28 protein-coding genes are annotated in these 25,824 nt (G+C 36.6%); 17 read left to right on the top strand and 11 right to left on the bottom strand.

What is annotated here, in order from left to right; translation table 11 throughout:
• Positions 1–37 precede the first annotated feature (37 nt).
• The 7 genes from VG895_04245 to rpsT form a co-directional block, all read right to left on the bottom strand.
• The gene (locus tag VG895_04245; protein ID HWA52239.1) at positions 38–598 is read right to left on the bottom strand and encodes a hypothetical protein; all 561 of its coding nucleotides are present in this window, start codon (positions 596–598) and stop codon (positions 38–40) included.
• Between the two features lies 1 nt (position 599).
• Positions 600–1,682 carry a hypothetical protein gene (locus VG895_04240; protein ID HWA52238.1) on the bottom strand — a complete coding sequence of 361 codons (1,083 nt, stop codon included), beginning with the start codon at positions 1,680–1,682 and terminating at the stop codon, positions 600–602.
• Positions 1,683–1,723: 41 nt separating this feature from the next.
• Complete coding sequence (locus VG895_04235) at positions 1,724–2,434, bottom strand: fibronectin type III domain-containing protein (GenBank protein ID HWA52237.1); 711 nt, start codon at positions 2,432–2,434, stop codon at positions 1,724–1,726.
• On the bottom strand, positions 2,431–2,763 hold the full coding sequence (locus VG895_04230; protein ID HWA52236.1) for a hypothetical protein: 333 nt from the start codon (positions 2,761–2,763) through the stop codon (positions 2,431–2,433). Before VG895_04230 ends, VG895_04235 begins: the two co-directional genes overlap by 4 nt.
• Position 2,764: 1 nt before the next feature.
• A complete protein-coding gene (locus tag VG895_04225) occupies positions 2,765–3,370 on the bottom strand; it encodes a hypothetical protein (GenBank protein ID HWA52235.1) in 606 nt (201 codons plus the stop codon).
• Positions 3,360–3,923, bottom strand: coding sequence for a PilN domain-containing protein (locus VG895_04220; GenBank protein ID HWA52234.1), 564 nt, complete (start codon positions 3,921–3,923; stop codon positions 3,360–3,362). Before VG895_04220 ends, VG895_04225 begins: the two co-directional genes overlap by 11 nt.
• 70 nt (positions 3,924–3,993) lie before the next feature.
• Positions 3,994–4,242 carry a 30S ribosomal protein S20 gene (gene rpsT / locus VG895_04215; protein ID HWA52233.1) on the bottom strand — a complete coding sequence of 83 codons (249 nt, stop codon included), beginning with the start codon at positions 4,240–4,242 and terminating at the stop codon, positions 3,994–3,996.
• A 27-nt stretch (positions 4,243–4,269) separates the two neighbouring features.
• Here rpsT and murJ point away from each other — a divergent pair, with 27 nt between their 5' ends.
• The 5 genes from murJ to VG895_04190 are packed head-to-tail and all read left to right on the top strand — an operon-like array spanning position 4,270 to position 9,403.
• The gene (murJ, locus tag VG895_04210; GenBank protein ID HWA52232.1) at positions 4,270–5,949 is read left to right on the top strand and encodes a murein biosynthesis integral membrane protein MurJ; all 1,680 of its coding nucleotides are present in this window, start codon (positions 4,270–4,272) and stop codon (positions 5,947–5,949) included.
• 41 nt (positions 5,950–5,990) lie between these two features.
• Complete coding sequence (locus tag VG895_04205; GenBank protein HWA52231.1) at positions 5,991–6,716, top strand: hypothetical protein; 726 nt, start codon at positions 5,991–5,993, stop codon at positions 6,714–6,716.
• A gap of 39 nt (positions 6,717–6,755) precedes the next feature.
• Entirely contained in the window at positions 6,756–7,220 is a 465-nt protein-coding gene (locus VG895_04200; protein ID HWA52230.1) for a nucleotide exchange factor GrpE, read from the top strand.
• A 54-nt stretch (positions 7,221–7,274) separates the two neighbouring features.
• Positions 7,275–9,173 carry a molecular chaperone DnaK gene (gene dnaK / locus VG895_04195; protein HWA52229.1) on the top strand — a complete coding sequence of 633 codons (1,899 nt, stop codon included), beginning with the start codon at positions 7,275–7,277 and terminating at the stop codon, positions 9,171–9,173.
• Entirely contained in the window at positions 9,170–9,403 is a 234-nt protein-coding gene (locus tag VG895_04190; GenBank protein ID HWA52228.1) for a hypothetical protein, read from the top strand. The genes dnaK and VG895_04190 overlap by 4 nt, the downstream gene beginning before the upstream one ends.
• Here the strand turns inward: VG895_04190 and VG895_04185 are convergent, their stop codons facing one another.
• A complete protein-coding gene (locus tag VG895_04185; protein HWA52227.1) occupies positions 9,404–9,979 on the bottom strand; it encodes a hypothetical protein in 576 nt (191 codons plus the stop codon).
• Between the two features lie 58 nt (positions 9,980–10,037).
• Here VG895_04185 and VG895_04180 point away from each other — a divergent pair, with 58 nt between their 5' ends.
• Entirely contained in the window at positions 10,038–10,892 is an 855-nt protein-coding gene (locus tag VG895_04180; protein HWA52226.1) for a DnaJ C-terminal domain-containing protein, read from the top strand.
• 5 nt (positions 10,893–10,897) lie between these two features.
• Here VG895_04180 and VG895_04175 read toward each other — a convergent pair whose 3' ends face one another.
• Positions 10,898–11,917, bottom strand: a complete 1,020-nt coding sequence (locus VG895_04175) for a hypothetical protein (protein ID HWA52225.1) — start codon at positions 11,915–11,917, stop codon at positions 10,898–10,900.
• A gap of 103 nt (positions 11,918–12,020) precedes the next feature.
• Here VG895_04175 and nusA point away from each other — a divergent pair, with 103 nt between their 5' ends.
• The 6 genes from nusA to pnp all read left to right on the top strand — a co-directional run bounded on the left by nusA (position 12,021) and on the right by pnp (position 18,396).
• Positions 12,021–13,109, top strand: coding sequence for a transcription termination factor NusA (gene nusA, locus VG895_04170; protein HWA52224.1), 1,089 nt, complete (start codon positions 12,021–12,023; stop codon positions 13,107–13,109).
• A 12-nt stretch (positions 13,110–13,121) separates the two neighbouring features.
• Positions 13,122–14,495: a translation initiation factor IF-2 gene (locus tag VG895_04165; protein HWA52223.1), complete on the top strand. Its 1,374-nt coding sequence runs from the start codon at positions 13,122–13,124 to the stop codon at positions 14,493–14,495.
• 8 nt (positions 14,496–14,503) lie between these two features.
• Positions 14,504–15,331, top strand: a complete 828-nt coding sequence (locus VG895_04160; GenBank protein ID HWA52222.1) for a hypothetical protein — start codon at positions 14,504–14,506, stop codon at positions 15,329–15,331.
• A 1-nt stretch (position 15,332) separates the two neighbouring features.
• Positions 15,333–15,695 carry a hypothetical protein gene (locus VG895_04155; protein HWA52221.1) on the top strand — a complete coding sequence of 121 codons (363 nt, stop codon included), beginning with the start codon at positions 15,333–15,335 and terminating at the stop codon, positions 15,693–15,695.
• A 69-nt stretch (positions 15,696–15,764) separates the two neighbouring features.
• The gene (gene rpsO, locus VG895_04150) at positions 15,765–16,055 is read left to right on the top strand and encodes a 30S ribosomal protein S15 (protein ID HWA52220.1); all 291 of its coding nucleotides are present in this window, start codon (positions 15,765–15,767) and stop codon (positions 16,053–16,055) included.
• Complete coding sequence (pnp, locus tag VG895_04145) at positions 16,042–18,396, top strand: polyribonucleotide nucleotidyltransferase (GenBank protein HWA52219.1); 2,355 nt, start codon at positions 16,042–16,044, stop codon at positions 18,394–18,396. Before rpsO ends, pnp begins: the two co-directional genes overlap by 14 nt.
• Positions 18,397–18,492: 96 nt before the next feature.
• On the opposite strand, the gene VG895_04140 is transcribed toward pnp, so the two are convergent.
• On the bottom strand, positions 18,493–19,248 hold the full coding sequence (locus VG895_04140) for a hypothetical protein (protein ID HWA52218.1): 756 nt from the start codon (positions 19,246–19,248) through the stop codon (positions 18,493–18,495).
• 58 nt (positions 19,249–19,306) lie between these two features.
• Here VG895_04140 and VG895_04135 point away from each other — a divergent pair, with 58 nt between their 5' ends.
• From VG895_04135 to VG895_04125, 3 genes are read left to right on the top strand one after another with little or no spacing between them, the layout of a single operon-like run.
• Positions 19,307–20,347 carry an AAA family ATPase gene (locus VG895_04135; protein ID HWA52217.1) on the top strand — a complete coding sequence of 347 codons (1,041 nt, stop codon included), beginning with the start codon at positions 19,307–19,309 and terminating at the stop codon, positions 20,345–20,347.
• On the top strand, positions 20,344–20,946 hold the full coding sequence (locus VG895_04130) for a uracil-DNA glycosylase (protein ID HWA52216.1): 603 nt from the start codon (positions 20,344–20,346) through the stop codon (positions 20,944–20,946). The genes VG895_04135 and VG895_04130 overlap by 4 nt, the downstream gene beginning before the upstream one ends.
• Entirely contained in the window at positions 20,943–22,619 is a 1,677-nt protein-coding gene (locus VG895_04125) for a ribonuclease J (protein HWA52215.1), read from the top strand. Before VG895_04130 ends, VG895_04125 begins: the two co-directional genes overlap by 4 nt.
• Here VG895_04125 and VG895_04120 read toward each other — a convergent pair.
• Positions 22,596–22,997, bottom strand: a complete 402-nt coding sequence (locus VG895_04120) for a hypothetical protein (protein ID HWA52214.1) — start codon at positions 22,995–22,997, stop codon at positions 22,596–22,598. The genes VG895_04125 and VG895_04120 overlap by 24 nt on opposite strands.
• Before the next feature lie 59 nt (positions 22,998–23,056).
• Here VG895_04120 and VG895_04115 point away from each other — a divergent pair, with 59 nt between their 5' ends.
• Both VG895_04115 and VG895_04110 read left to right on the top strand, forming a co-directional pair.
• Entirely contained in the window at positions 23,057–25,171 is a 2,115-nt protein-coding gene (locus tag VG895_04115) for a DNA translocase FtsK (protein ID HWA52213.1), read from the top strand.
• A gap of 13 nt (positions 25,172–25,184) precedes the next feature.
• Positions 25,185–25,823: a helix-turn-helix domain-containing protein gene (locus VG895_04110; protein ID HWA52212.1), complete on the top strand. Its 639-nt coding sequence runs from the start codon at positions 25,185–25,187 to the stop codon at positions 25,821–25,823.
• Position 25,824: the final 1 nt, after the last annotated feature.

Raw genomic sequence — 25,824 nt, 5'->3', positions numbered from 1 at the left:
GCTGCAAATAAACCTGAGTAACTGATGAAGTTTGGCATTAAAGTACTAATGCAAGGCTTATAACTAACAGTACAGCTCCTGCACCAATACCGATAATTGTTGGTTCAACTGTACCAGAGTTTGGCAATTGAGGGGCTGGGGTTGGAGACGCTGTTGCGATAAACGGTGTTGCTGTTGCAGTAGATGTTGGCGTTGGTGACGGTGTTGGTGATGCTGTTTGGCAAACACAGGAAGTACTATCAGTACATGATGGATTTCTACAAACTCCGCCTGAGCAAGCCATTCCTGATATACAATCTGAATTGGTTGAACATGTTGTTCCACACTGGGGAACTGGAGTTGGGGTGGGGGTTGGAGAAACTGTTGGCGTTGGGCTAGCTGACGCTGTTGGGGTAGGTGTTGCAATAGTGAAAGTTAAGGCAGTGCAAGCTGGTGCTGGAGTTGCTGCATGAGGCTCACTGACAGGTGCATTTGGTGCAACTGCAGTTTGGCGAGATTGATAAAGCTTGATAGCAGTAAAGACCGCAATTCCTGCTAAAACAAGAGTTGCGATGACAATTATTATTGTGATAATATTTTTCTTTAAAAAATCTTGCATATTAGAACCATTGATTTAAGCTTGCTTCATGAACTTCTGCTGTAATACTGAAACTTGAAACTCCTGATGGAATTGTATAGACCATATAAAAAGTTGAAGCGTCACCCGGCTTTGTTGATGTAACTGATGGTTGGAGGCTGCCATTGATCGTGAATCTTGCCATGTCTAGAGTACCAGTTGTCGTTCCGGTTACTGCAAGATTAACGTTTGTACCTGGAGTAAGCTGAGAAAGTTGGGCGATTGTTAAAGGTGCCCAGTTTGTGTCATATGCTTGTATATTTGAACAGGAAGCAGTAATTGTTGATGGTGTTGGAGTAGGTGTTTGACAGACACACGTTGCGGAAGTTATACAAGAAGGATTTCGACAAACTCCTGCAGAGCAAGTCATACCATTTGCACAGTTAGCATTTGTTGTACAAGTACTTCCACATTGAGGAACTGGAGTTGGTATTGGTGTTGGGGCTGGAGTTTGAGCTGCGGCGCAACTGCAAACACCATTGCCTGAACCGACAACATCTATTTGTTGACAGGAACCTGCAGCTGGGGTTGTACAATAAGTACCAGTACCAACTGTTTGGGTACCTTGATTGTTTTGAGAGGTAGGACAATTTGGACCACTGAATCTTTGGATCTGGACTGTGCCTGATGTTACATTAATACAACTTCCCGATGCATTCCAATTTGAACCGCTTCCTCCGCCTCCGCCACAATTGTTTCCTCCATTACAAAACCCTCCTTGAGGTGCGCATTCAGGATGATTACTGCTTGATGCTGCAGACCACGATCCACCTCTGCCCGCACAAGATCCAGCATCACTGCAGATATTGGAACAATTTCCTGCTGCTTCCTGGGGAATTAATTGTTTATTGTTTTGATTTTTGACAACTGCGACTCCTGCAACTAATGCCCCAATCATAAGTAGAAGGCTAAACATAGTTACGACGACTCTTTTTAAATTACTTTTTGGGCCTGGAGTAGAAGATGAAGTAACAACTGGATTTGGATCTGTTGGGCCGATTTGAGAAACTGGCGGAATTACCTGCTCGGTTGGGTTTTGAGGAACAGAACTATCCATATATTTCATAATATTGCAGTATCTTATGTGGAGTCAAGCAGAATTTCAGTTTAGGGAAGATTTATCTGTACAGATGGAACTTGATTTGAACCTGTGTTATTAGTTTGATTTCTGAAATCGTAAGCGTTTCCAAGAATTATTAAAGGAACTGGATTTGCGTCCTGTAAATTAATTTTTGCGGATGCAATTGAAGTTACCGAGCTTTCAACAAGGATTTGTAAAAGAGTATTACCATCAACTTTTGGAATTGTTGCTATCCAATTTCCGCTTGGAGTAACAATACTTGCAAAATTACTATTTCCTTCGACAATATAAACCAAAGCGTTTTTGGCTGGAAAATTATCTTTGTCAAAGACTTGTCCAGAAATGATTTGAGTATTTGTTGAAGAATTTTTTGTTACCGCTGATGAAACGGGCAAATTGTCAAAAAAGCTACCACTTGAGTTTATACGAAATGAATAATTGGTATTATTTTGCAGATTGGTTATTTTTACAAAATGAGTTAGAGTTTTGGTTGTGATTTCACTTTCGTTTGTTTGGCCGTTTCCTGAATATTCTACAAAACCAATTGAAGGATTATCTGTCAGCCAAGTGACAGTAAAAGAATTGCTTTCAATATTTGTAACTCTTACATCTTGAGGATTGTCGAGAGTGTCTGCATTTGAAGTAAAAACTTTTGCTTCGTTGATTATAAAAACAGACGAAGTAATAGCAGTTAATAAAATAAAAATTGCTAGGACACTTGGAATTTTTGCTTTCATGGTGTTGCAGATGGTGACGGGGTAACACTTGCTGAAGGCGTACTTACTGATATTGGAGTTGGAGAAGGCGTAAGCGATGGAATTGGTGTTCCTGTTTCTGATACTGCTTCGGTATTTCCTATTTGATCATCTGTAAGATAGTTTCTTGCTTGTATTGCATCTAAACTTTTTGTATCAAGAGTTGGATCAAGGGGATTAATTATTGCTTGGGGAACAGGAGGGACAGGTTTGGTTGTAAGGCTGTGATAAACTTCAAATCCAGTCCAAAAGATCACTGTTATTAGTGTAAGAATTGCTGTTATTAATATTCCAGGTTTTTTTGCTTTCATATTATTGTATGTAAGGAATTTGTGGCGTAATTGTCAAATTCAAAACATTATTTTGAATACTAAGATCAAATTTGATAAAGTTTGCCGGTCTTCTTAAATTTTCAATATCTTTTATCATGTTTTCAAGACTTGAATAATCTCCTGTAGCTAAGAAAGTAATTTGTGCGGACTGAGCAGCAGGAGCTGCACTTGATGATGCAACTAAAGGAATATTTGATGTTTGCATACTTTGAATACTAACATTTTCTTTTTGCGCAAGACCAACAATTTGGCGAATGTAATCTTGTATACCAGGATTAAACGGAACTGCCTGGTCTAATAATTTGATTTTATCTTCGTTTTGGTTGAAGAGATTTTGGGCAATCCCTAAATTTTTAATTTTGGTGTCAAGAGCGTCGGATGTTTGCTGTTCTGCTTGTATTTTTGTAAGTAGATCGCTTATTGTTACAAGAGTTGGTTTAATTGCGAACACAAAAAAGATTGCAACTGCAGTGATAGAAAGAAGGACTTCCAGATAAGATTTCAGATCCTGTCTTTGTCTATACAAGGCAAAGATATTTGCAAAATATCTTTGATAAGTAACTTCTCGAAAACTATTAGTTGCCATTTGCCCTCCCTTTAATTGTCGCAGTTATCATGAAAGTTAAATCAGGATTTCCTTCTTTTGCGTTAACTGAAGTTACGGCAGCGCTTGTGAAATTTGTTCCTGAATTTAAACTTTGAAGAAATAAAGAAATGTCGTTTTGGTTTTGGGTGGTGCCTGTTAATTCTAGTTTTGATCCGTTAATATTTGTTTCTGTCAGAATAATATCTGAGGGAATTTTACCGCTTATTTCGTCTAGAATTGGGCTTAAATTATTGGATGCTACATTATAAGTTGCAAAGAGGGCAATTTGAGACTGGGTTTGACGAAATTTATTTTCAAAAATGGAATATGAAGAGACAATGGTTTTTTTTTGGTTTATATCGTCTATCAACTGCGAAGATTTGGCATCAAGGACAAAACGAGACAAGAAGGCAGCCATAACAATCATTTCTGTAGCTATAACAATATAACGAAATGTAGTTAAGACCCATTTTAGAGTACGGCCGAATGTTGAAGCTTCAAATTCTTCTTGGGGAAGAAGATTAATTTGTTTTTCTTTGATTTTTTTAGCCATGGCAGGATAGTTATTTCAATATACCATATGAAAGAATGTGAAAGAACTATCGCGAAGCGACAAGCTTCGCTTATTTTTTCTTTGAAGTTTTATTTAACTTTGAGAGAGAGGATTTGATTCTTGCAGCTTTGTTTTTATGAATAGTGTGCTTTTTAGCAGCACGATCTGCAAGAGACATTGCAGATTTAATTGCTTTATCGCTTTTTGATTTTTTTGCTTGTCTAATTGCTGCCTCAAGCTTTTTTATAATAGATAAATTAATGATTCCTTTTTTTGTGGAACCTCTTAACGCTCTTTTTGCTGATACTGTTACTGGCATATCTTCAAGTATAATATAAATTCAGGCATGAATCAAATTCTTAATAAGTCCAAGAAAATATTTTTATCAGAGCAGACTTCAATCCTTTCTGCTGCAAATGTAATTATGGTGATGACATTTTCATCGCTTATTTTGGGATTGCTGCAAAAGCGTGTGATATTAACCTTTTTTGATCAGGACCAATTTTCGCTTTTTTCTGCAGCATTTAGATTGCCTGATCTTGTTTTTTCTGTTCTTGTTTATGGAATGTTTGCTTCTGCTTTTATACCGATTTTTACAAAATTACTTCGACGAGGGAATAAAGAAGCATGGGAGACTGCAAGCCGCACTGTAAATATTTGTTTAATTTCATTTGCCTTTTTTGCAATACTGATTGGGATTTTTGCAGACCAATTTTATTCTTTGATTGCACCAGGATATACAGGAGCTGAGATTCATTTAATTGCAAACTTGGCACGGGTGATGTTTTTTGCACAAGGAATTTTTGTGATTAGTTATGTATTAACTAGTGTTCTTGAATCTTTGAGAAGATTTTTGATTCCTGCACTTGCTCCTGTATTTTATAATTTGGGATTAATAATTGGAACAGTGCTACTTCATAAACAACTTGGGCTTATGGCACCTGCTGTTGGAGTAGTTCTTGGAGCATTAACGCATTTTTTGATTCAATTACCACTTGCTTATCAGCTTGGATTTAGATTTGGAAAAAATATAAAACCAAACGACGGAGTGAAAGATATTGCAAAACTTGCTGCTCCAAGGCTTGTTGATTTGGGATTTCAACAAATTGCTGATACAGTCGTGCTTTATTTTGCATCTTTAATTTCTGTTGCTTCTTATGGATATTTTACCCTTGCCAATTCATTACAGGCTGCGCCTGTCCGGCTTTTTGGAACAAGTTTGGCAAAGGCAGCACTGCCAACTTTAACTCGGGAAAATGAAAACTTACCAAAATTCCGCGATATTTTATTTAGGACAATTTACCAAATGTTTTTTTTGGTTGCTCCTGTTGTTACTTTATTGATAGTTCTTCGTATTCCTATTGTTAGAATTTTATTTGGAACTTATAAATTTGATTGGGATGCAACAGTCGAGACAGGGATGGTATTAACGGGATTTAGCGTAGGGATCGTCTTTCAGACTTTTGTGCCAATGCTTGCGAGAGGGTTTTATGCACTTCATGATACGCAAACTCCTGTAATTATTTCTGTAATTGGAGATTCGTTTGTGATTGTATCAAGTATATTTTTGGTAAGTAGCCTTCACATGTCTTCCTGGGCACTTGGATTTGCTTATTCGATTGGCGCTTTCATTGAAACAATAATTTTACTGATTGTTTTGAAACGTAAAATCAAAAACTTTTCTTTGGTCAAAGTAATATTGCCATTGTCAAAAACATTCTTTGCTTGCATTGTTTCAGGGGGAGTAATGTATTATTTACTTAAGTTTTTTGATAAATGGGATCCTATCAAAATAGCAAGACCAATTGCATTTCAGACGCTTGTAATTGATACAAGATATACTCTTAATTTGATTGTGCTTACAGGGCTTGTTGCAATTATTGGGATGGTTATATATATAGTATTGTCTTTTGTTTTGAAGTCACAGGAGTTAAATGACATATGGATGACAATTTGGTCGAAGAGAGGATTTATTTTGCGAACACCTACAGAACCAGCCGAAGACCTTGAAAACGGAGTATCGTGAGCTTGACAAGGTCCTAGCAGTCGTATTATATTAGTGCTAAGATGACTGGTGCTTTAACTTCGAGACAAACTCAGATACTTAAATCGATTATTGAAGAGTTTATTGCAACTGCGACTCCTGTTGGGTCAAATGCTCTTGAAAAAAAATATAATTTAGGAATTTCTCCTGCAACAATCCGCGCTGAAATGGTTAATTTGACAGCTATGAAATATTTAAAGCAACCTCATACTTCAAGCGGAAGAATTCCTACTCCAATGGCGATGAAATTTTATATAAACCAACTTATGGAAGAGAAACAACTGGGAGTAGTTGATGAAGTGCAGGCAAAAGAACAAGTAGCAAGTGCAAAGGATGACTTTGATAAATTAATGAGTAATGCAACACAAGCGCTAGCTAATAAAACACATAGCTTGGCTGTAGCTGCAACTGACGAAGGAGATGTTTGGAGAGCGGGAATGAAAAATGTTTTTGATAATCCTGAATTTGAAACTTTGGAAGTTTGCCAGAGAATTTTTTCCATGATTGAAGAAGCGAATTTGGTACATGAACTTTTTTTTGAGAGACTTACAGGAATGAGCCCGGTTGAAATTCTTTTTGGACAGGAGCTTTCTTGGCCAATGCTATCTGACCTTGGAGTTGTTGCAACAAGATTTGATATAAATGGACGACACGGTGCAATTGGAGTAATTGGACCATTTAGACAGGCGCCAAATATGATTCCAAGTGTTCGGTATTTTAGAACTTTACTTGAAGAATTATTAGTATAACTCGTACTTTCTTTTAAAAGAAAGATACGGCAAAGAAATATGAAACAAAAGAAACAGGAAAATAAAAAAGAAAATATTGAAGTTGAGATACTTAAAAATCAACTTGCTCGCACTCTTGCTGATTATGATAATCTGCAAAAGAGAACCCAAGAAGAAAAAATCACATGGATAAAATTTGCAACTGAAAAATTAATTCAAAACCTACTTCCTGTGCTTGATGGTTTTGAAATGGCACAAAAACATTTGAAAGATGCTGGGCTTGCAATAACAGTTGGACAATTTAAGGATGTTTTAAAACAAGAAGGACTTGAGGAGATAAATCCAAAAGTTGATGAAACTTTTGATGAAAATACAATGGAGGCAATTGAAATAGTTGAAGATAAAGAAAAGAATAATCAAATTGCTGAAGTTTTAACAAATGGATGGAAATTTATGGACGGAATGGTTGTAAGGCATGCAAGAGTAAAAGTTTTTAAGAAAAATGAGGCTGAAAAAGCCTCTTGACAAGGAATTGGCAGTCGTTATATATTAGTGCTAATAGAGCTTTATTAAATAAATATGTCGAAAATAATTGGAATTGATTTAGGGACTACAAACAGCTGCGTTGCTGTACTTGAAGCCGGAAGACCAAAAGTTATTCCTGGAGTTGATACTGGAAAAAATACTACACCTTCTGTGGTTGAGCCAATTAAAAATCTTGTAGGGGACGTTGCAAAGCGCCAAATGATTCTTAATCCAAAAAATACAATTTACTCTGCAAAACGTTTAATGGGTCGTCGATTTGAAGACAAAGAAGTACAAAGAACTATCGATATGGTGCCTTACAAAATTGTTAAGGGTAAAAATGAAATGGCTGATATTGAAGTTGATGGTAAAACATTTACTCCCCAGGAAATTGGATCACGAGTTTTGATGAAACTCAAAAAAGATGCTGAGAAATATTTAGGGGAAACTGTAGACCGCGCTGTAATTACAGTCCCTGCATATTTTGATGATGCGCAAAGACAAGCTACAAAACAAGCTGGAGAAATTGCAGGACTTAAAGTAGAACGCATTATAAACGAACCAACTGCTGCTGCTCTTGCTTACGGAATGGAAAAGAAAGCAAATCAGAAAATCGCAGTTTACGATCTTGGAGGAGGAACCTTTGATATTTCAGTACTTGAACTTGGAGACGGAGTCTTTGAGGTAAAAGCCACAAACGGAGATACACACCTTGGAGGAGATGATTTTGATGCAAAGATAGTTGATTATATTTGTGAAGAATTTAAGAAAGAAACGAGCGTTGATCTTAAAAAAGATCCACAAGCGCTTCAAAGAGTTCGAGATGCAGCTGAAAAAGCAAAAATTGAATTAAGCGCTGCTGAAGAGGTAGAAATTAATCAGCCTTATATTACACAACACGACGGACAGCCGCTTCATTTAACAATGAAATTAACACGCGCCAAACTTGAAGGATTAGTTGATGATTTGATTCAAAAAACAATTAAACCAGTCGAAGAGTGTTTGAAGGATTCTAAATTAAGCGCGAAAGATATTGACGAAGTGATTATGGTTGGAGGAATGACTCGTATGCCAAAGGTTGTAGAAACAGTTAAGCAATTTTTTGGAAAAGATCCAAACCAATCAGTTAATCCAGATGAGGTTGTTGCTGTTGGAGCTGCAATTCAAGGAGGAATTCTTGGAGGAGAAGTAAAAGATATTTTGTTACTTGATGTAACACCACTTACTTTGGCAATTGAAACAATGGGAGGAGTTGCAACGCCAATGATTCCAAGAAATACAACTATTCCAACAAGCAAGACAGAAACTTTTTCGACGGCAAGCGATAACCAAACACAGGTACAAATTCATGTGACTCAAGGAGAGAGACCACTCAGTAATGACAATAAAACTTTGGGAACATTTACACTTGATGGAATTCCACCAGCACCAAGAGGAGTTCCTCAAGTTGAAGTTACTTTTGATATGGACAGCAGCGGAATTCTTAAGGTGACTGCAAAAGATAAAGCAACTGGAAAGACACAAAATATTCAAATTACTGGAGCTGTAGGCCTTTCTGATGATGAAGTAAAACGAATGCAGGAAGAAGCTGAGAAAAATAAAGCAGAGGATGAGAAAAAAGCTGAAGAAATTAAGCTCAAAAATCAAGCTGATGCTTTGATTACAACCGCTGAGAAGGCACTTAAAGATGGAGGAGATAAAGTGCCAGCTGATGTAAAAGAAAAAGTTGAAGCCAAAATAAAAGACCTTAAAGATGTAATGGAAAAAGGCTCTAAAGATGAAATTGAAGAGAAAACTAAAGCTTTGTCTGAAACTTTATCTGAAATAGGACAGGCAATGTATAAAGGTCAACAACCAGCTTCTGGAGAACAAAAAGAAGAGAACACAGAAGAAAAGAAAGATGAGAATGCTTCAGAAAAAGATAAAGCTGAAGAGGGACAGGTAGTGGAATGAGTAGAGAACATCATACTTCGCACCCAGTTGGTTTATCATTAGATCTTGATCAGTATTATGCAAGGAATCTTAAGTTTTTAGAGGGAGGATTTAATCCATATCCGAAATTAACACCGGACGAATCAAAAGAATATTTATTGCTCGGTATAAATATATGCAGTGCAATAGATTTTGATGAAAACTCTGTAAACAGAATGAGAGAACTTGAGATTAAGCTGATTGGTAAATAATTATTTAAACTTCAGAGTAGAAAGGATTTGGATGTCAAGAGGATTTGTGGAATCATAAGTGATTCCGTAGACTTTGTTTTTATTTTCAATAACTGCAGTGTCTAATTTATTTTGGATTCCATCAAATTTATAAGCTTGCCCAAAAATACTTCCAATTCCTGGATTACCGTCGAAATTTAGATTTGGATAAATTATCATTAAATATTTTTGTGGATAAGTTGCATCTATATTTGCTTTTTCATAAGCTATTTGCCAATCTGTTGTAGTGCTAAAAGTTGTTGGGTATACAGAAACTTCACTAACACTACATGAAGCGTCGCCTACAAAACAGAGAGCAAAACCATCATGATCCTCGCCATCTTGGACATGTTTTTCGATTCTATCTGCAGGATAATAAATTGAAAAATCATCTGCATCGTATTTTGCCCAACCTTTTGGCGGATTTGAGGAGTTGATCTCAATTTTAGTGTAATTTATTTGAAGAGTTGGTTTTTTGTAATTTATATATGGAAGAGTTAGAACACTAATTATCAATGTAATTAGAATTGAAATAAATGTGGCAGTTTTTAAATTCATCAATTTTATTATTGCAGAAAAAGAATAGTTTGTGTAGTATAATTAGCACTGGGAATATATGGCTGCTAATTATTACGATACACTTGGGGTATCAAAATCTGCAACAGCAGAAGAAATAAAAAAGGCTTACCGTAAGCTTGCTTTGGAGTGGCATCCTGACCGTCATCCGAATGACAAAGAAGCTGCAGAGAAAAAATTTAAAGAAATAAATGAAGCTTATCAAGTGTTGAGTAATCCACAAAAGAAACAAATGTTTGATGCTGGAGCTGACCCAAATGCACGAGGAGGAGGCAATCCTTTTGCAGGGGGAAATCCTTTTGGGGGAAACGGAAGCTATAGTTATACATATAGTACCGCTGACGGGCAAAACCCTTTTGGAGATTTTGGAGATCCTTTTGATATATTTTCTCAATTTTTTGGAGGGGGAAATCCGTTTGGAGGAAGACAAGCTGCAAAACCTCGCTATTCATTAACAATTGATTTTATGGAAGCAATGAAGGGAGTTTCTAGAAATGTAGAGATTGATGGAAAGAAGAGAACAATTAAAATCCCTGCTGGAGTTAATAATGGGAATACAATTGATTTTCGCGACTTTAGAGTCACAGTGAATGTTAAACCACATGAAATGTTTGAACGAGATGGTGATGATATTTTGGTGAATGTAAAAATTCCTTTTTCGATGGCCATCTTAGGCGGAGAAATAAAAGTGCCAACAATTGAAAAGGAAATAAAAATAAAGATAAGAAATGGAACACAAGCTGGTACCATGATGAGACTGCATGGAGAAGGAGCTCCGAGAATTAGCGGACGAGGGCGAGGAGATGAATATATAAAAATAAATATTGAAACTCCATCGCGTTTAACAAGGGAACAGAAACAAATTGTGGAAGAGATGAAAAGAGAAGGTTTATGAGTAAATTAAGGATGAATGCCTGGATAAAGAGCATACTTTCGTTTCACTTTTTCCCACATTCGTTGTAAATCCAGATCTTTGTATTCAGTAGTTCTTTTTTCATCTTTTTCGTATGGTCTTTGAATGTTGTAAAGTTTTGGTGTTGGAAGATTATCGTTTTGTTTACTCAGATAATCATGAAGTCGCTTTATTGTTGTTTGGAATCCGTAATCAACAGAACACCAGCTTCCCGTCATTGCAACTCCTGAGTCAAACATCCATCCACCTGAAGGATTTTTGACTTCTGGAATTCCATAATAAGAGATAATATTGCCATATTCTGTAAGTGATTTAAGATTCTCGTTATCTCTTATCGGGCTTGCTATAACTACTCCTTCAATTATTTTTTTAGGATCCAACTCCTTTTTTAAAAGTTCACTGTTAACTTGACCCATAGCTCCTTTTAGTTTGGTTCCACTTAATATGAAATCGTCTGGTATGAGAACCTTTGAATGGTCTGGATCTATTGCACAGCGCCTAGCTATTGCTGAAGTGTCTGTTTCTAATTTAATCCTTCCTCTTATTTCAGGGAATTGTTCTGTTTGTGAATCTATCTCTTCTAGAATTCTAAGTGTTATGTATTGCGGGCTTCTGTCTTGATAGGGATATAAGTAGACTGTTTTTCCTTGTTGTGCGGTTTCAATAATGTGTCGTGCTAGTCCATATGATGCTTCTTGGAGTTCGTGTTCGCCAAGAAATACTAAGTTTTCTCCGAACGATGTTGCGAGTTGGAGAGTTTCCTGCGAATTTTTGTTACTATTTTTTTGTGAAATTGTTTTGACCTCATTTATATAATTGGAAATTTGATTAATTCCTTCTGCTTCAGTTATTTTATTTTCATACCCTCGATTGAATGGAACACCTTCTGGAATTGATGTGATCATATTGGTTCGAGGAACGGGATGGTCGAGGACTTGTTTTAATTTTGGGCCCTCTTTAAAGTATATAAAACTCTGTTCACGGTTATTGATTTCTGTTTCTGACACAATTAATTATAAAACAAAAAACATTTGTTTGACTTCAAAAAGTAATAAGCGTAAACTACTTTTAGTTAGGTGGGAAAGTTCCCGCCTTTTTTATTAACACATTATGCCAGCACAAACAGCTAGAACAGAATTTGCACAAGCACTTAAAGCAGTTGCTACCCAAACAGGGCTTGATGCAGATGTAATTATTGAACAAGTAAAGCAAGCAATAATTGCTGCATATAAGCGAGATGCAAGAGAAGAAGGAATTGATACAGAAATTAAAAATTATGATGTCGAGATTCATCCAGTAAGCGGTGAAATGAGAATTTTTGCATCAGATGTCGAAACTGGAGAAAACAAAGAAGACGTAACTCCTCCTGGATTTGGACGTATTGCTGCACAAACTGCAAAACAAGTAATTCATCAGAAACTTCGAGAAGCAGAACACGGAGCAGTTATTGCACAATTTGAAGGGAAAGTGGGAACTTTGGTTTCAGGAATGGTTCTTCGCTTTGATGGCGGAGATGTGCGAGTTGAAATTGGGAAAGCTGAAGGAATAATGCCTTATGACAAAAGGATTCCAAACGAAAGATTAAATCTTAACCAAAGATTAACTTTTTTATTTGAAGAAGTAAAAGAAACTCCACGAGGACAAGAAATAATATTATCGCGCAATTCTGAAGAGTTTGTAAAGAAATTATTTGAACGAGAAGTTCCTGAAATCTCCTCAGGCAATGTACAGATAAAAGCAATTTCAAGAGAAGCTGGAATTCGTACTAAAATCGCCGTTTATTCAAATCAAAGCGGCGTTGATCCAGTTGGAAGCTGTGTTGGGCAAAAAGGAGTGCGTGTACAGGCTGTTACAAATGAACTTGGAGGAGAGCGAATTGATATTATAGCTTGGACTGATGAAGAAAAAGATTTTGTAAAAGCATCACTTTCTCCAGTTGAAGTAATTTCAATTAAACTTGAGAAGAAAGAGAAAAAAGCTACTGTTGAAGTAGCTGCCGATGCACTTTCAATTGCAATTGGAGCAAACGGGCAAAATGTACGCCTTGCATCGAAGTTAACTGGATACGAGATAGACATAAAAGCTGACGAAACGAAGAAAGCTGAAGAGGTACATGAAGAGCTAAAAGAAGAAAAACCAAAAGAAAGCGATGAGAAAAAAGAAGAGTTTTTAGCAAAAGAAGAAACTCAAGAGAAATGATAGGCGCAATTTATGAATACAAGAGTTCCCATTGTAACTGTAGTCGGCCATGTCGATCATGGAAAAACTTCACTGCTTGATGCAATACGCAAAACATCTGTAACAAAAAGGGAAGCTGGAGGAATTACACAATCAATTGGAGCAAGCGTAGCTACAACTTCGAACGATTCAAAAATAACTTTTATTGATACTCCAGGGCATGCACTTTTTGCAAACATGAGATCGCGGGGAGTAAATATGGCAGATATTGCGATTTTGGTTGTTGCAGCGGATGACGGAGCGCAACCGCAAACTAAAGAAGCAATAAAGCTTTTACAAGAATCACAAACACCATTTGTGGTTGCTGTAACAAAAATCGATTTACCAACAGCTAATATTGAAATAGCATTGCAATCGCTTGAAAAAGAAGGAGTCTATTTTGAAAAACGCGGAGGAGATGTGAGTTATATTGGCGTTTCTTCGAAGACTGGAGAAGGAATAAATGAACTTTTGGATTTAATCAGTTTAGTAAGTGAAGTAAATGAAATAAAAGGGAACGAAAATGACCCACTTAATGGATATGTAATTGAAACTGCAAAAGATAAAAGAGGACAGCTTGTATCAATTGTTTTAAAGAGCGGAAAAATTAAAATAGGGGATGAAATTTTTGCAAATACTTTAAAAGCAAAAGTAAAAGGTTTATTTGATGACAATCAAAAACCGACTAAAGAAGTGATTGCTGGGTATCCAGCGCAGGTGCTTGGATTTGATGAACTTCCAAAAGTAGGTAGTATTATTTCTTCTGAAGTACATGAAGAAAAGAAAGTTGAAAATAAGATTTCTAATAACACAGAAGCTAAATTAAAAATATTTGTGAAGGCAAAAACGGCAGGAAGCCTTGAGGCACTTCTTGCTAATGTTCCAGCAGGGGTTCAAGTTGTTGCGTCAGGGGTGGGCGATGTTATTGAATCAGATATTTTTATTGCAAAAGCAGGAAACGCTGATATTTATTTGTTTGAATCAAAATTTTCAAATCAAATAAAGAAACTTGCTGAAACAGAAAGCGTTAAATTAGAAAGATATGATGTAATTTACGATTTGCTTGATAAACTTTCTGAAATTTTAGAAAAGGGAAAGGAAGAAATTTTAGGGAAGGCTGAAATAATTGCAAGTTTTCCGTTTAATGATAAAAGAGTTGCCGGATGCAAAATTATAAGCGGGAAAATTACTAAAGGAACAAGCGTGAAACTAATGAGAGGAGAAAAAGAATTAGGGAGAGTCAAGATCACTTCGATAAGAAAACAAAAAGTAGAAGCGCTTGAAGTAAAGCAGGGAGAAGAATGTGGAATCTTAATGCTGCCGCAACTTGATTTTGAGGCTCATGATATGTTACTATCGGTCGCGTAAGTTGAAATATGCAAAATTCACTTAAATCAGTTATAAGTACAGCAAAATCTATTTTGATTTTATTACCGGAGAATCCATCTTTTGATGAGGTGGCTTCAGCTACGGCTCTTTATCAAGCTATGACAACTGATAAAGATAAAGAGGTAAACGAATATTGCCCAAGCCCAATGATTGTTGAATATAACCGATTAATTGGCGTAAATAAGATAAAAAGCGAACTTGGAAATAAAAATCTTACTTTAAGTTTTTCAGGATATAATCCTCAAGGAATTGAGAAAGTTTCCTGGGATATTGACGATGGACAATTTAAATTGACAATAGTTCCAAAAGTGAATGTTGCTCCGCCAAATCAGGATCAAGTAATTGTGGGCTACGAAGGAATTGCAGCTGATTATGTCATTTTAATTGGAGGAAAAGGAGATGAAAGTTTCCCAGTTTTGAAAAAAGAAGAGCTTGCAAGTGTAGCACTTGCTCATGTGGGAATTAACCCATTAACATTGACCGGAAAAACAATTGCATCTTTGGCATCACAAGCTTCAAGTATTTCAGAATTAACAGCAAATTTAATTAAAGCAAGCGGATACGAAATTACAAACGATATTGCAACAAACTTGCTTATGGGAATTGAAGAAACAACAAACCATTTTGCAAATTCTGGTGTAACTGCTGATACATTTGCACTTATTTCAGAATTAATGCGCGACGGAGGGAAGAGATTGAATCAAGGACAAGTGCAAGCTGAAGATTTTCCAACTGGAGCCATCCCAACTATGCCAAGCGATGTTCCAACTTCATGGACAGAACCAAAGATTTTTAAAGGGACTTCAGTAAGTTAAAATGTCAAAAGCGGATAACGAACAAAATTTAGGAGCTGCAGAATTAAATTCGAGATTAACCAATCCAGAGTTTTTGATTGAAGCTGGTGCGAAGTTTATTGCAGATAATGATGAAGAATTTTTCGCTATTGCTGAATATTATCGTGATTTTGGAAATGTACTGCCTATGAATATTGAAAGGATGGGTGAATTATTAGATGGCTTGGACTTTTTGGTTGGAAGACTTTCTATACTTTTTCCTGAATACAAACAAAGACTTGGTGACTTAAACAGTTTTGGTCAAAGCCATACAGTACTACACAAAAAAGTAGAGACAGAGTTGTTTTTGAAGAGAGCAAAGGCTTTTGCAGATTTAACAAAGTAGTGATATACTACTTAAGATCGTAAACACAGTTTTGATTGAAATATCATTACTTTGTTACTGATGACATGTATGGCATTACAAATAGACGAGAAACAATCTATAATTAAAAAGTACGCTCGAGAAAAAGGCGATACTGGAAGCCCTGAAGTACAAATTGCGTTACTTACTTCTCAGATTGAGAAATTAGTAAAACATTTAGGTGAACATGGAAAAGATGTAAACTCAAGACGCGGCCTTTTATCAATGGTTGCAAAGCGACGCAGACTTTTAAGCTATCTCCAAAAAAGAGATAAAGAGAGATTTGATAAACTCTCACAAGGATTAGGATTAAAGAAATCAAATAAAAATGAAGAAAAATAAGCAGAGCTTGTCAGCTAAAGCTGATAACATGATAGAAAAGTCCATTGATCTTGGCGGACGAAAACTTACACTTCAAACAGGAAAAATAGCTGGACAAGCTGATGGAGCAGTTCTAGCTACATACGGCGAAACAGTAGTGCTTGCGACTGTAGTATCTGCAACCCCAAAAATGGTTGTAGACTTTTTACCTCTAACAGTTGATTATCAGGAAAAACTTTATGCTGGAGGAAGGATAAAAGGAAGCAGATGGGTAAAACGAGACGGAAAACCATCTGATGAAGAGATTTTAACTTCAAGAGTAATTGATCGTAGCATTAGACCTTTGTTTCCAAAAGAATACCGCAATGAAGTACAGGTTATTGTTACAGTTTTATCAGTAGATAAAGAAAATGATCCAAAAATTGTTGGAGCTACTGCAGTTTCTGCAGCACTTGCGATGAGCACTGTTCCTTGGATGGGGCCAGTTGCTCCAATCTGCGTAGGACTTAAAGATGGACAATACATTTTGAATCCAACAGATTCTCAAATGCAAGAATCAAGTCTTGATCTTGTAGTTTCTGCAACTGACAAAGCAGTTGTAATGGTTGAAGCAGGCGCCGCAGAAGTAAGCGAGGAAGAAGTACAAAAAGGAATTGCTTTTGCACAGGATGAAGGACAAGTTTTAATAAAATTGATAAATGAATTTGCAAAAGAAGTAGGGAAGACAAAACAAGTTGTAGTTGAACATAAATACGATAAAACAATTGAAGAGAAAGTTAAAAAGGCAATTGGAAACAAATTTGATGAAATTATTCCTGAAATGGCCACAAAAGAAATGGCTGGGGGGATGTTTTTTGAACTTAAGAATGCAATAATTGATTCTTTTGAAAAAGATAGCGAAAAAATAGAAGCTGCTGAAGTTTATGAAAAATTATTTAAGAAAGCAGTACGAGAAATTTTACTTTCTGGAAAGCGACCAGACGGACGAAGCCACACAGAAATAAGACCAATTTGGATTGAAGTTGGCGTACTTCCACGAACACACGGATCTGCAATATTTACAAGAGGACAAACACAGGTCCTGTCGATTGCAACTCTTGGAACAAGCCAAGTATCACAACTGCTTGAAACAGCAGAAGGAGAAGAAGAGAAAAATTACATGCATTACTACACAATGGCTCCTTTTACAACTGGAGAGACCGGAAAAGTAGGATCTCCAAACAGACGCGAAATTGGACATGGGGCACTTGCAGAGCGAGCATTGCAACCAGTTGTTCCTTCTATGAAAGATTTTCCATATACAATTCAAGTAAATTCTGAAGTCATGAGCTCAAATGGTTCAACTTCCATGGCAAGCACCTGCGGAAGCACACTTGCTTTGATGGATGCCGGAGTTCCAATAAAATCTCCAGTTTCAGGAATTGCAATGGGTTTAATTGTTGAAGATGATAAAAAATATGCAGTATTAACTGACATTATTGGACTTGAAGATTTTAATGGTGACATGGATTTTAAAGTTACAGGGACTGATAAAGGAATTACTGCACTTCAGCTTGATGTAAAAACTTTACAATTAACTCCTAAAATTTTGGGAGAAGCACTTGAACAATCAAAGGCAGCAAGAAAAGAAATTATGGATAAAATAAAAGCTGCAATTGCAGAACCAAGGCAATCAGTTTCAAAATATGCACCAAAGATAAAGACAATCAAAATTGATCCAGCAAAAATCGGCGAAGTTGTAGGCAGCGGAGGCAAAACAATTAAGAAAATAGTTGCAGAAACTGGAGCTGATGTAAAAGTGGAAGATGATGGAAGCGTAAATATTTCTGCAATTGACAGTGAGGCAATGCAGAAAGCAGTAGATTGGATTGAAGGACTTGTAAAAGAAGTACAACCTGGAGAAATTTATGAAGGAGAAGTAGTTCGTATTCAGCCATTTGGAGCTTTTGTACAAATACTTCCAGGCAAAGACGGCATGGTTCATGTATCTGATATGAGCGAGAATCCAGAAGAATTTGTCGACAATGCTGAAAGCAAAGTAAAAGTAGGAGATAAAGTAAAGGTGAGAGTAAAAGAAGTTGATCAAATGGGCAGAATTAATCTTTCAATGAGAATGGATCCATCGACTGATAAACAAAAATCTGACCGCAACGGCGGAGATCGAGGAGGACGTGGAGGCTTCAGAGGAGGAGACAGACGGGGCGGTTTTGGCAGACGAGATGATCGAGGGCCAAGAAGAAGTTTTGGCGGACAGAGGAGAGATTTTCACAGAAACGATAGAGGATTTTCACGAGGAAGAAATGATGGGGAACAAGGCGGACCTCATTTTCCAGCTAGCAGATTTGTTGAAGAAAACAAATAAGCAGAGCTTGTGCCTTCGGCATAATACTTCAGAAGATTTGCATAAATTTTTGTAAAAAATTATTCAGCCTTAAAAATTTATTACCACTTCCCTATTTTATTTATTATTCAAAGGAGCAACTAATGGTTTAACGCGGGAGTAAGCTTGAAGAAGAAGCCATCTATCAATTTCAATTCCTGGAATTAAGGAAAGTCTGTAACCACGGCCTTCTTTGAAGTTTTCAAGTCCTTGTAGGTTTTCAAAAGAACGCACGATTCTTGCACCCTGGGTTAGTCCAATTATTATGGTAGGATATATAGGGTAAGCTTCGCCGGCTATTATACTTCCAAAACATAATACAATTTGAAATCCATCCAGTTTGTCAGTTAGAGTGGTCTTACTAAGAAGTAAGTGTTCAGTGCCTTGTTTTCTAATTGCCTGTTTTATAGCTAAATTAATTTGATTAGACCATTCTGAGGAATTTTTGGTTGCTAAACCTTTGTCGTTTATTCTTTGTCTTATTTCACTTGTGTTTAAGTTAACTTGTAACTCTGGCCATGAGTAATGTTTACTATTTCCCTTTATATGTTTATCTGGATTCAATTCATTTGATTGTATTGCAACTTCGTTTACTTTAGTTGCACCCATAATTGCAGAGTTTCCAGATCTGCCTATAATTTGAGCTTCGACAGAAGATACGTCACCATTATTTTTACTTACTATTTTTAAATGTCGGAATCCTGCTAAATGTATTAATTGTGTTGCATAAGTTGTGTCTATGCCGATTGAATCTTCTTGACCGTAAGGAAGCTGAACTTCAGTTCTGACACGGGAACTTTGGGCATTACCTATTGATTGTATTCTTTCTCCCACAGATGAGATTATAAGTTAATTATAAAGTTTTATCAATTATGGTAAGCTTAGTTGGAATATGGCTCTCAATAATTCTGATTTAAATAATTTAGAAGATAAAATAAATAAAACATATTTACCTGAAGAACTGAGATCTCAAGTAAATGTGAAACTTAATCAACTTGATAAACTTAGTGGAACTGATGCATTTTTAACTGAAGTAGACAGATTAACCAGTTATGTTGATTGGATCACTTCCCTACCTTGGCAAAATCGTACGAAAGATATTTTAGATTTAGATTATGCAAAGAAAGTTTTAGATTCACATCATTATGGCCTTGGAGAAATTAAAGACAGAATTTTTGAATATTTGTCTGTAATGAAACTAAAAGGAGCCGATACGAAAGATATAGCGAGAGCTCCAATTCTTTGCTTTGTGGGACTTGTTGGAACTGGAAAAACGACAATTGCTTTAAGCATTGCTGAAGCTATGGGACGAAAGTTTGCAAGAATTCCCTTTGGAGGAATGGGAGATCCGCTTGATCTTCGCGGACAATCAAGACTTCATCCTGAAGCAGAACCGGGAAAAATTATAAAAGCACTTCGCACTTGCGGCAGTAAGAATCCTGTAATACTTCTTGATGAAATTGATCGTGTAACTGCTGAGGGACGTTCATCGATCATGGGAGTTTTGGTTGAACTTCTTGATCCTGGACAAAATAGTGCATTTGTTGATCATTACATAGATTTCCCATTTGATTTGTCTGAAGTGCTTTTTATTGCAACAGCAAATAATACAACAAATATTGCGACAGCAGTATTGGATCGCCTTGAGCCATTACAAATGCCAAGTTATACAGATCAGGAAAAAATTATGATTGCAAGGCAATATGTCCTTCCGCATAAAATGAAAGAAGCAGGATTAACTGATCAACAGCTTTCGTTTGATGAAAATGTTTGGCCGCAAATTGTAAGACCACTTGGCTATGACGGCGGAATTCGTACACTTGAGAGAACAATTGATGGAGTTGTCCGTAAAGTTGCGAGAGAAATTGTGGAAGGAAAGTCGCAAAGCGTCACGATCTCCCCTACTAATGCCAAGAATTATTTACCACAATGAGTAAAAGAGAAGAACTTACTAAACTTCGAGAGGAAATGCTTAAGGATGATCTGCTTCCACTTAAAAATGGCGCGACGAATCTGGTTTTTGGAAACGGCACACCAAACAGCAAAATACTTTTTATTGGCGAGGGGCCAGGGTTTAATGAAGATCAACAAGGATTGCCGTTTGTGGGAGCGGCAGGAAAATTACTTGATAAAACTTTGGAATCTATAGGACTACATAGAAAAGATGTCTTTGTAACAAATGTGGTGCATCACCGGCCGCCGGAAAATCGCGATCCTCTTCCTGAAGAGCTTGGTGCTTATGGAAAATATTTAGATAAAATTATTGAAATAATAAAACCAAAGGTGATTGTGACTTTGGGAAGATTTAGTATGGGGAAATTTTTGTCTGAAGTAAAAATCAGCACTGTTCATGGAAAAGAAAAAAGAATAAAATGGCATAACTTGAATTTAGTTGTGGTGCCGATGTATCATCCTGCAGCAGCACTTCGAAACGGAAATATGATGACAAGCTTTAAAGAAGATTTTTTGAAATTACCAAAAATTATTGAAGAGAATACAAAAGAAGAAATGAAACAAGATAGTTTAATATGAGTCTTAAATTTATACCAATATCTGGAACAACTGGAGTTACTGAGAACTGCTATGTCTATGAGTCAGGTGACTCAATGATTGTAGTTGACTGCGGAGTTGGTTTTCCAGAACCTGAAATGTACGGAGTTGATTTAATTATTCCGGACTTTACTTATATAAAAGAAAATAAAAATAAATTGAAGGGAATTTTTATTACTCATGGGCATGAAGATCATATTGGTGCTCTCCCCTTTTTACTTAAAGATGTTCAAGCTCCGATTTATGCAACTAAGTTAGTGGCAGCTTTTATTCAAGATAAATTTGAGGACTATGAAACTGCCGCTCCTAAAGTCACAATAATTGATCCGGAGAAAGATGTGATTGCGGCAGGGCCTTTTAAAGTAAGCAGTTTTAGAATTTCACACAGCGTTCCGGACGGCGTTGGTTTTTGTATAGAAACTCCCGAAGGAAAAGCTTTCCATGTACCGGATTATAAATTTGACTGGACCCCAGTTGACGGAAGACCTTTTGATGTACAACGAGCTGCTATTTTGGCTGCGGGAGGAAATACTTTAATGCTTGCATCTGATGCACTTGGAGCGACGAGCCCGGGCCATACTGAAAGCGAAGCTTCGCTTGAGGGGAAAATTTACAATATTGCTGAGAAAGCAAAAGGGCAAATATTTTTTACAACTATTTCTTCAAACATATCGCGCATGCAGCAAGCAATTAATGTGGCACAAAAACTAAACCGTAAAGTTGTTTTTGTGGGACGTTCGATAGATCGAAAAGCAAATATTGCGAAGAACTTAGGGTTTTTGAGTTATCCAAATGGTTTAGTTATAAGTGCCAAGCAGGCAGGAAAGCTAAATGATAAGCGGAGCTTGTCACTTCGTGATAATCAAATAATGTACATAATATCAGGAAGTTATGGGCAGCCAGGAAGTGCACTTTATCGTGTTGCTTTAAATGAGCATGAATTTTTAAGTATTGCTAAAGATGATGTGGTGATATTTTCTTCAGATCCTGCGCCGCCAGGGAGCAAAACAAATGTTGATTTTGTAGTAGATCATATTATCGAAGACGGAGCTGATGTGCATTATTATGATTTACAGGAAGATCTTCATGTATCAGGACACGGGTGTATTGAGGATATTAAATTTTTATTTGGAATAATTAAACCAAAATATTTTGTGCCAATTGGAGGAACGATAAGACATAACAGAGAATATGCTCGAATAGCTGAAGATATGGGAAATGATATTCGTAATGTATTTCAATTAAAAGAAGGAGATGTTTTAGAATTTATAAACAAAAATGCACAAATTAATGGACATATTCCTGTAAAAAGCGTTTTAGTTGACGGACTTGGAGTTGGCGATGTTGGAAATGTAGTACTACGAGACCGCAATGTTTTAGCGAGAGAAGGAGTTGCAATTGCGATAATACAAGTAGACTCTGCTACGCAAAAGATTGTAGATGCACCGGAAATAATTTCAAGAGGATTTGTATTCAGCGGAAAAAGTACTGGGCTACTTCAGGAAGCAGGAAAGGCTCTGATGCAGAATTTACAAAAGAAAAATCAGATGGATGGAAAGGTGGCGAAGGATGCAAGCGTTGATTTTCTTGAAAGATATTTCTTTGAGAAACTGCAGAGAAGGCCAATGATTTTACCTGTGATTGTGGAAGTATGAAGAAATATTATTGTTTGGGTCAACGTAATCTTCAAGAAATTCTCCGTCATCTCCTAATTTTATTTTTTCTCTACTTTTTCGTTTAGGTTTTTCAGGTTGATAGTTTAATGATTGTTTTAGTTTGTTTACTTTACTGTTTATTCTGTTTTGAATGAATAAATTTATTATTTCATAAGTGGTATTTAGTCCCCAAGTAATTACAGCAGTTTCATAGATAAATGTAGAGGTGGGAATGTGAGATTGATTGTTATATAAAAGTGCCATAAATTCTGAGAGTTGTGTTATTCCCTGTATAATTAAAACGTTTCCTCTTGTTTTGCTTTGCTCTTGTAGTTTTCCTAATTCAACTGCTTGTTGTAGTTGTTCGTTTTCTAACATTTGTGAAAGGATTATAACAAATTATGATTTGAATATGTAGCTTTGTGCTAAAATGAATTATGGCTCGTGAACCCGTAAAAAAGCGCAAGGATAAGCGCGCTTATAAAATGAAAATGAAGCCTGAGACGGCTCAGAGTCTTGCCCAGATACTTTTTTTTGCACTTGCAGGACTTGTTGTTGTTTCATTTTCTCGGGAAGGATTGATACTTGTTAAGTTAAACGACTATCTTCTACAGTTTTTTTCCTGGACTGCTATTTTTTTACCTTTTATTTTTGTTGCTTGCGCTTTCTTTCTATCGAAATTTAAAAGGCCTTTGGGACAGCCAAATGTGATTGTAGGATTTTTGCTTTTTTTTATTTCATTAAATGCAATTGTACAAGGAGGCCAAATTGGGGAAACTACTTTTGGATCAGTTGCTGCACTTCTTACAAATATTGGAGCATTTATAATGTATCTGGGAGTAATGATTATTGGAATAATCATTTTATTTGATACTTCGCTTGATACAATACTTGCTTTGATTGCAAAAGGACTAATAAAGTTGAAGGGTTATATTTTGGGAGATAAAACTCTGGCGACTATAAATTTGAAAGATAAAAGTGAATTGAAAGTCATAGGAGCCACTTCTTCTACAGAGAATCAAACACAAAAACAGAACACAGCGCCTGCTCAAAAAACTTCAGAAATGGAACAGAAAATTATTAGTAATGTTCCTGGCGAAACCAAAGTTTGGAAGTATCCTCCAAAATCTATTTTGACTCAGACTCAAGCAGGGCATGCTGACCGAGGCGATATAAAAGGCAATGCAAAAATTATTGAGCAAACACTCGAATCTTTTGGAGTGACAGCGCGCGTTGTTGAAGTAAACTTGGGACCTGCAGTTACTCAGTATGCACTTGAAGTAGCTCTTGGAACAAAACTTGCAAAAATTACAGGACTTGAGCGTGATTTGGCGAGAGCACTATCTTCTCCAACTGGAGCAATAAGAATTGAAGCGCCAATTCCCGGGCGAAACTTAGTGGGTATTGAACTTCCAAACAGAATGGCTGAATTTGTACCAATGAAGAAAATGATGGATAGCGAGACTATGCAAAACGCTAAAAGCAAACTTGCTGTTGCTCTTGGATTTGATGTGACTGGAAAACCAATAATTGCTGATATTGGAAAAATGCCACATGTACTTATTGCTGGACAAACAGGAAGCGGAAAATCTGTCTGTATAAATACTTTTTTGGCATCATTACTTTTTAGAGCATCACCAGCAGAACTTAAACTAATTCTTGTTGATCCGAAACGGGTTGAGCTTACTGGATATAATAATATTCCCCATTTGCTTACGCCAGTGATTGTTGAGCCGGAAAAAGTTGTTTCGGCGCTTCGTTGGCTGATGGCAGAAATGGACAGGCGATATAAACTTTTTGCTGAAGCTGGGGCGCGCAATATTGACGGATATAATGAAATGAGCGGATTTCAAGCACTTCCGTATATAGTTTTATTTATTGATGAGTTGGCTGATATTATGCTTTTTTCACCTGTAGAAGTTGAAGACTCCATAACTCGTATTGCGCAAATGTCACGAGCTGTGGGAATCCATATGGTCCTTGCAACTCAGAGACCTTCAGTTGATGTTATTACAGGGCTTATTAAAGCAAATGTTCCAACTCGTATTGCTTTTGCTGTTTCGTCTTTAGTTGATTCAAGAGTTATTCTTGACACTCAAGGAGCTGAAAAATTATTGGGTAAAGGAGACATGCTTTATTTGCCACCGGAATCTGCAAAGCCTGCACGTATTCAGGGAGCATTTGTTTCTGATAAAGAAATTGCAGATTTGGTGACATTTATTAAAAATGAAGGAGTGCCAACACAATATACTGAAGAAGTTACATCGATGTCTAAGGCTGGGCCTGGAGGAGCATCTTCTTCGGTTCCTGGAGCACCTGCTGATGCTGATGATTTATTTGCAGAGAGCGTGAGACTTATTTGCCAATATGACAAAGCTTCTGCTTCGTTACTTCAGCGAAGACTTTCAATTGGATATGCAAGAGCTGCACGTATACTTGATCAACTTGAAGCTGCTGGGGTTGTAGGACCTGCTGACGGAGCAAAACCACGCGAGGTGAAAATAAAAGATGCAGAAAGCTTTTTAAGCGGCGGACAAGCGGCTTCGGAATAACTTCTGAGACATCATGAAAACTATTGGAGATTTAATAAAACAGGCACGTTATAAAGAAAATCTATCTCGAAGCGATTTGGGAGAGATGACTCATATACGTACTGAATTTATTGCTGCAATTGAAGAAGCAAACTGGGAGAAATTGCCGCCATTTAGTATTACAAATGGATTTGTAAAATCAATTGCGCATTTTTTGGATATTGATGAGAATCAAGCAGTTTCAATTTTTCGCCGTAGCTATCCCCCATCTTTGATAAAAATAGTTGATAAGCCAAAAAATTTTAAAGAAGTAAGACGGAGATTTAGCTGGGGTCCGCGTATGACTTTTATTGTTGGAGTTTTAATTATTATTTTAATTGTTGTCGGATACCTTGGATTTCAATATAGGAAATTTAATAGTTCACCAAATTTAATAGTAAACAATCCGACACAAAATGAAATAATTAACCAACCTGAAGTGAATGTAAATGGAAAGACAGATCCTGATGCAACTGTCATTATTAATGGGCAAAGCGTAATAGTGAATGATGACGGAAGCTTTGCGGCACAAGTTGATGTTGCAACTGACACAAAAGAAATTGATATTACGGCAAAATCTAGGGCTGGAAAAGTGAGCACTGTCGCGCGTACAATTAAGGTCCTGTTACAATAAG

Source organism: Patescibacteria group bacterium (genome assembly GCA_035549555.1).
GTDB lineage: Bacteria > Patescibacteriota > Microgenomatia > UBA8517 > UBA8517 > Co84-156.
The sequence above is the reverse complement of the archived record's forward strand: the minus strand, read 5'-3'. Positions and strand labels throughout refer to the sequence as shown.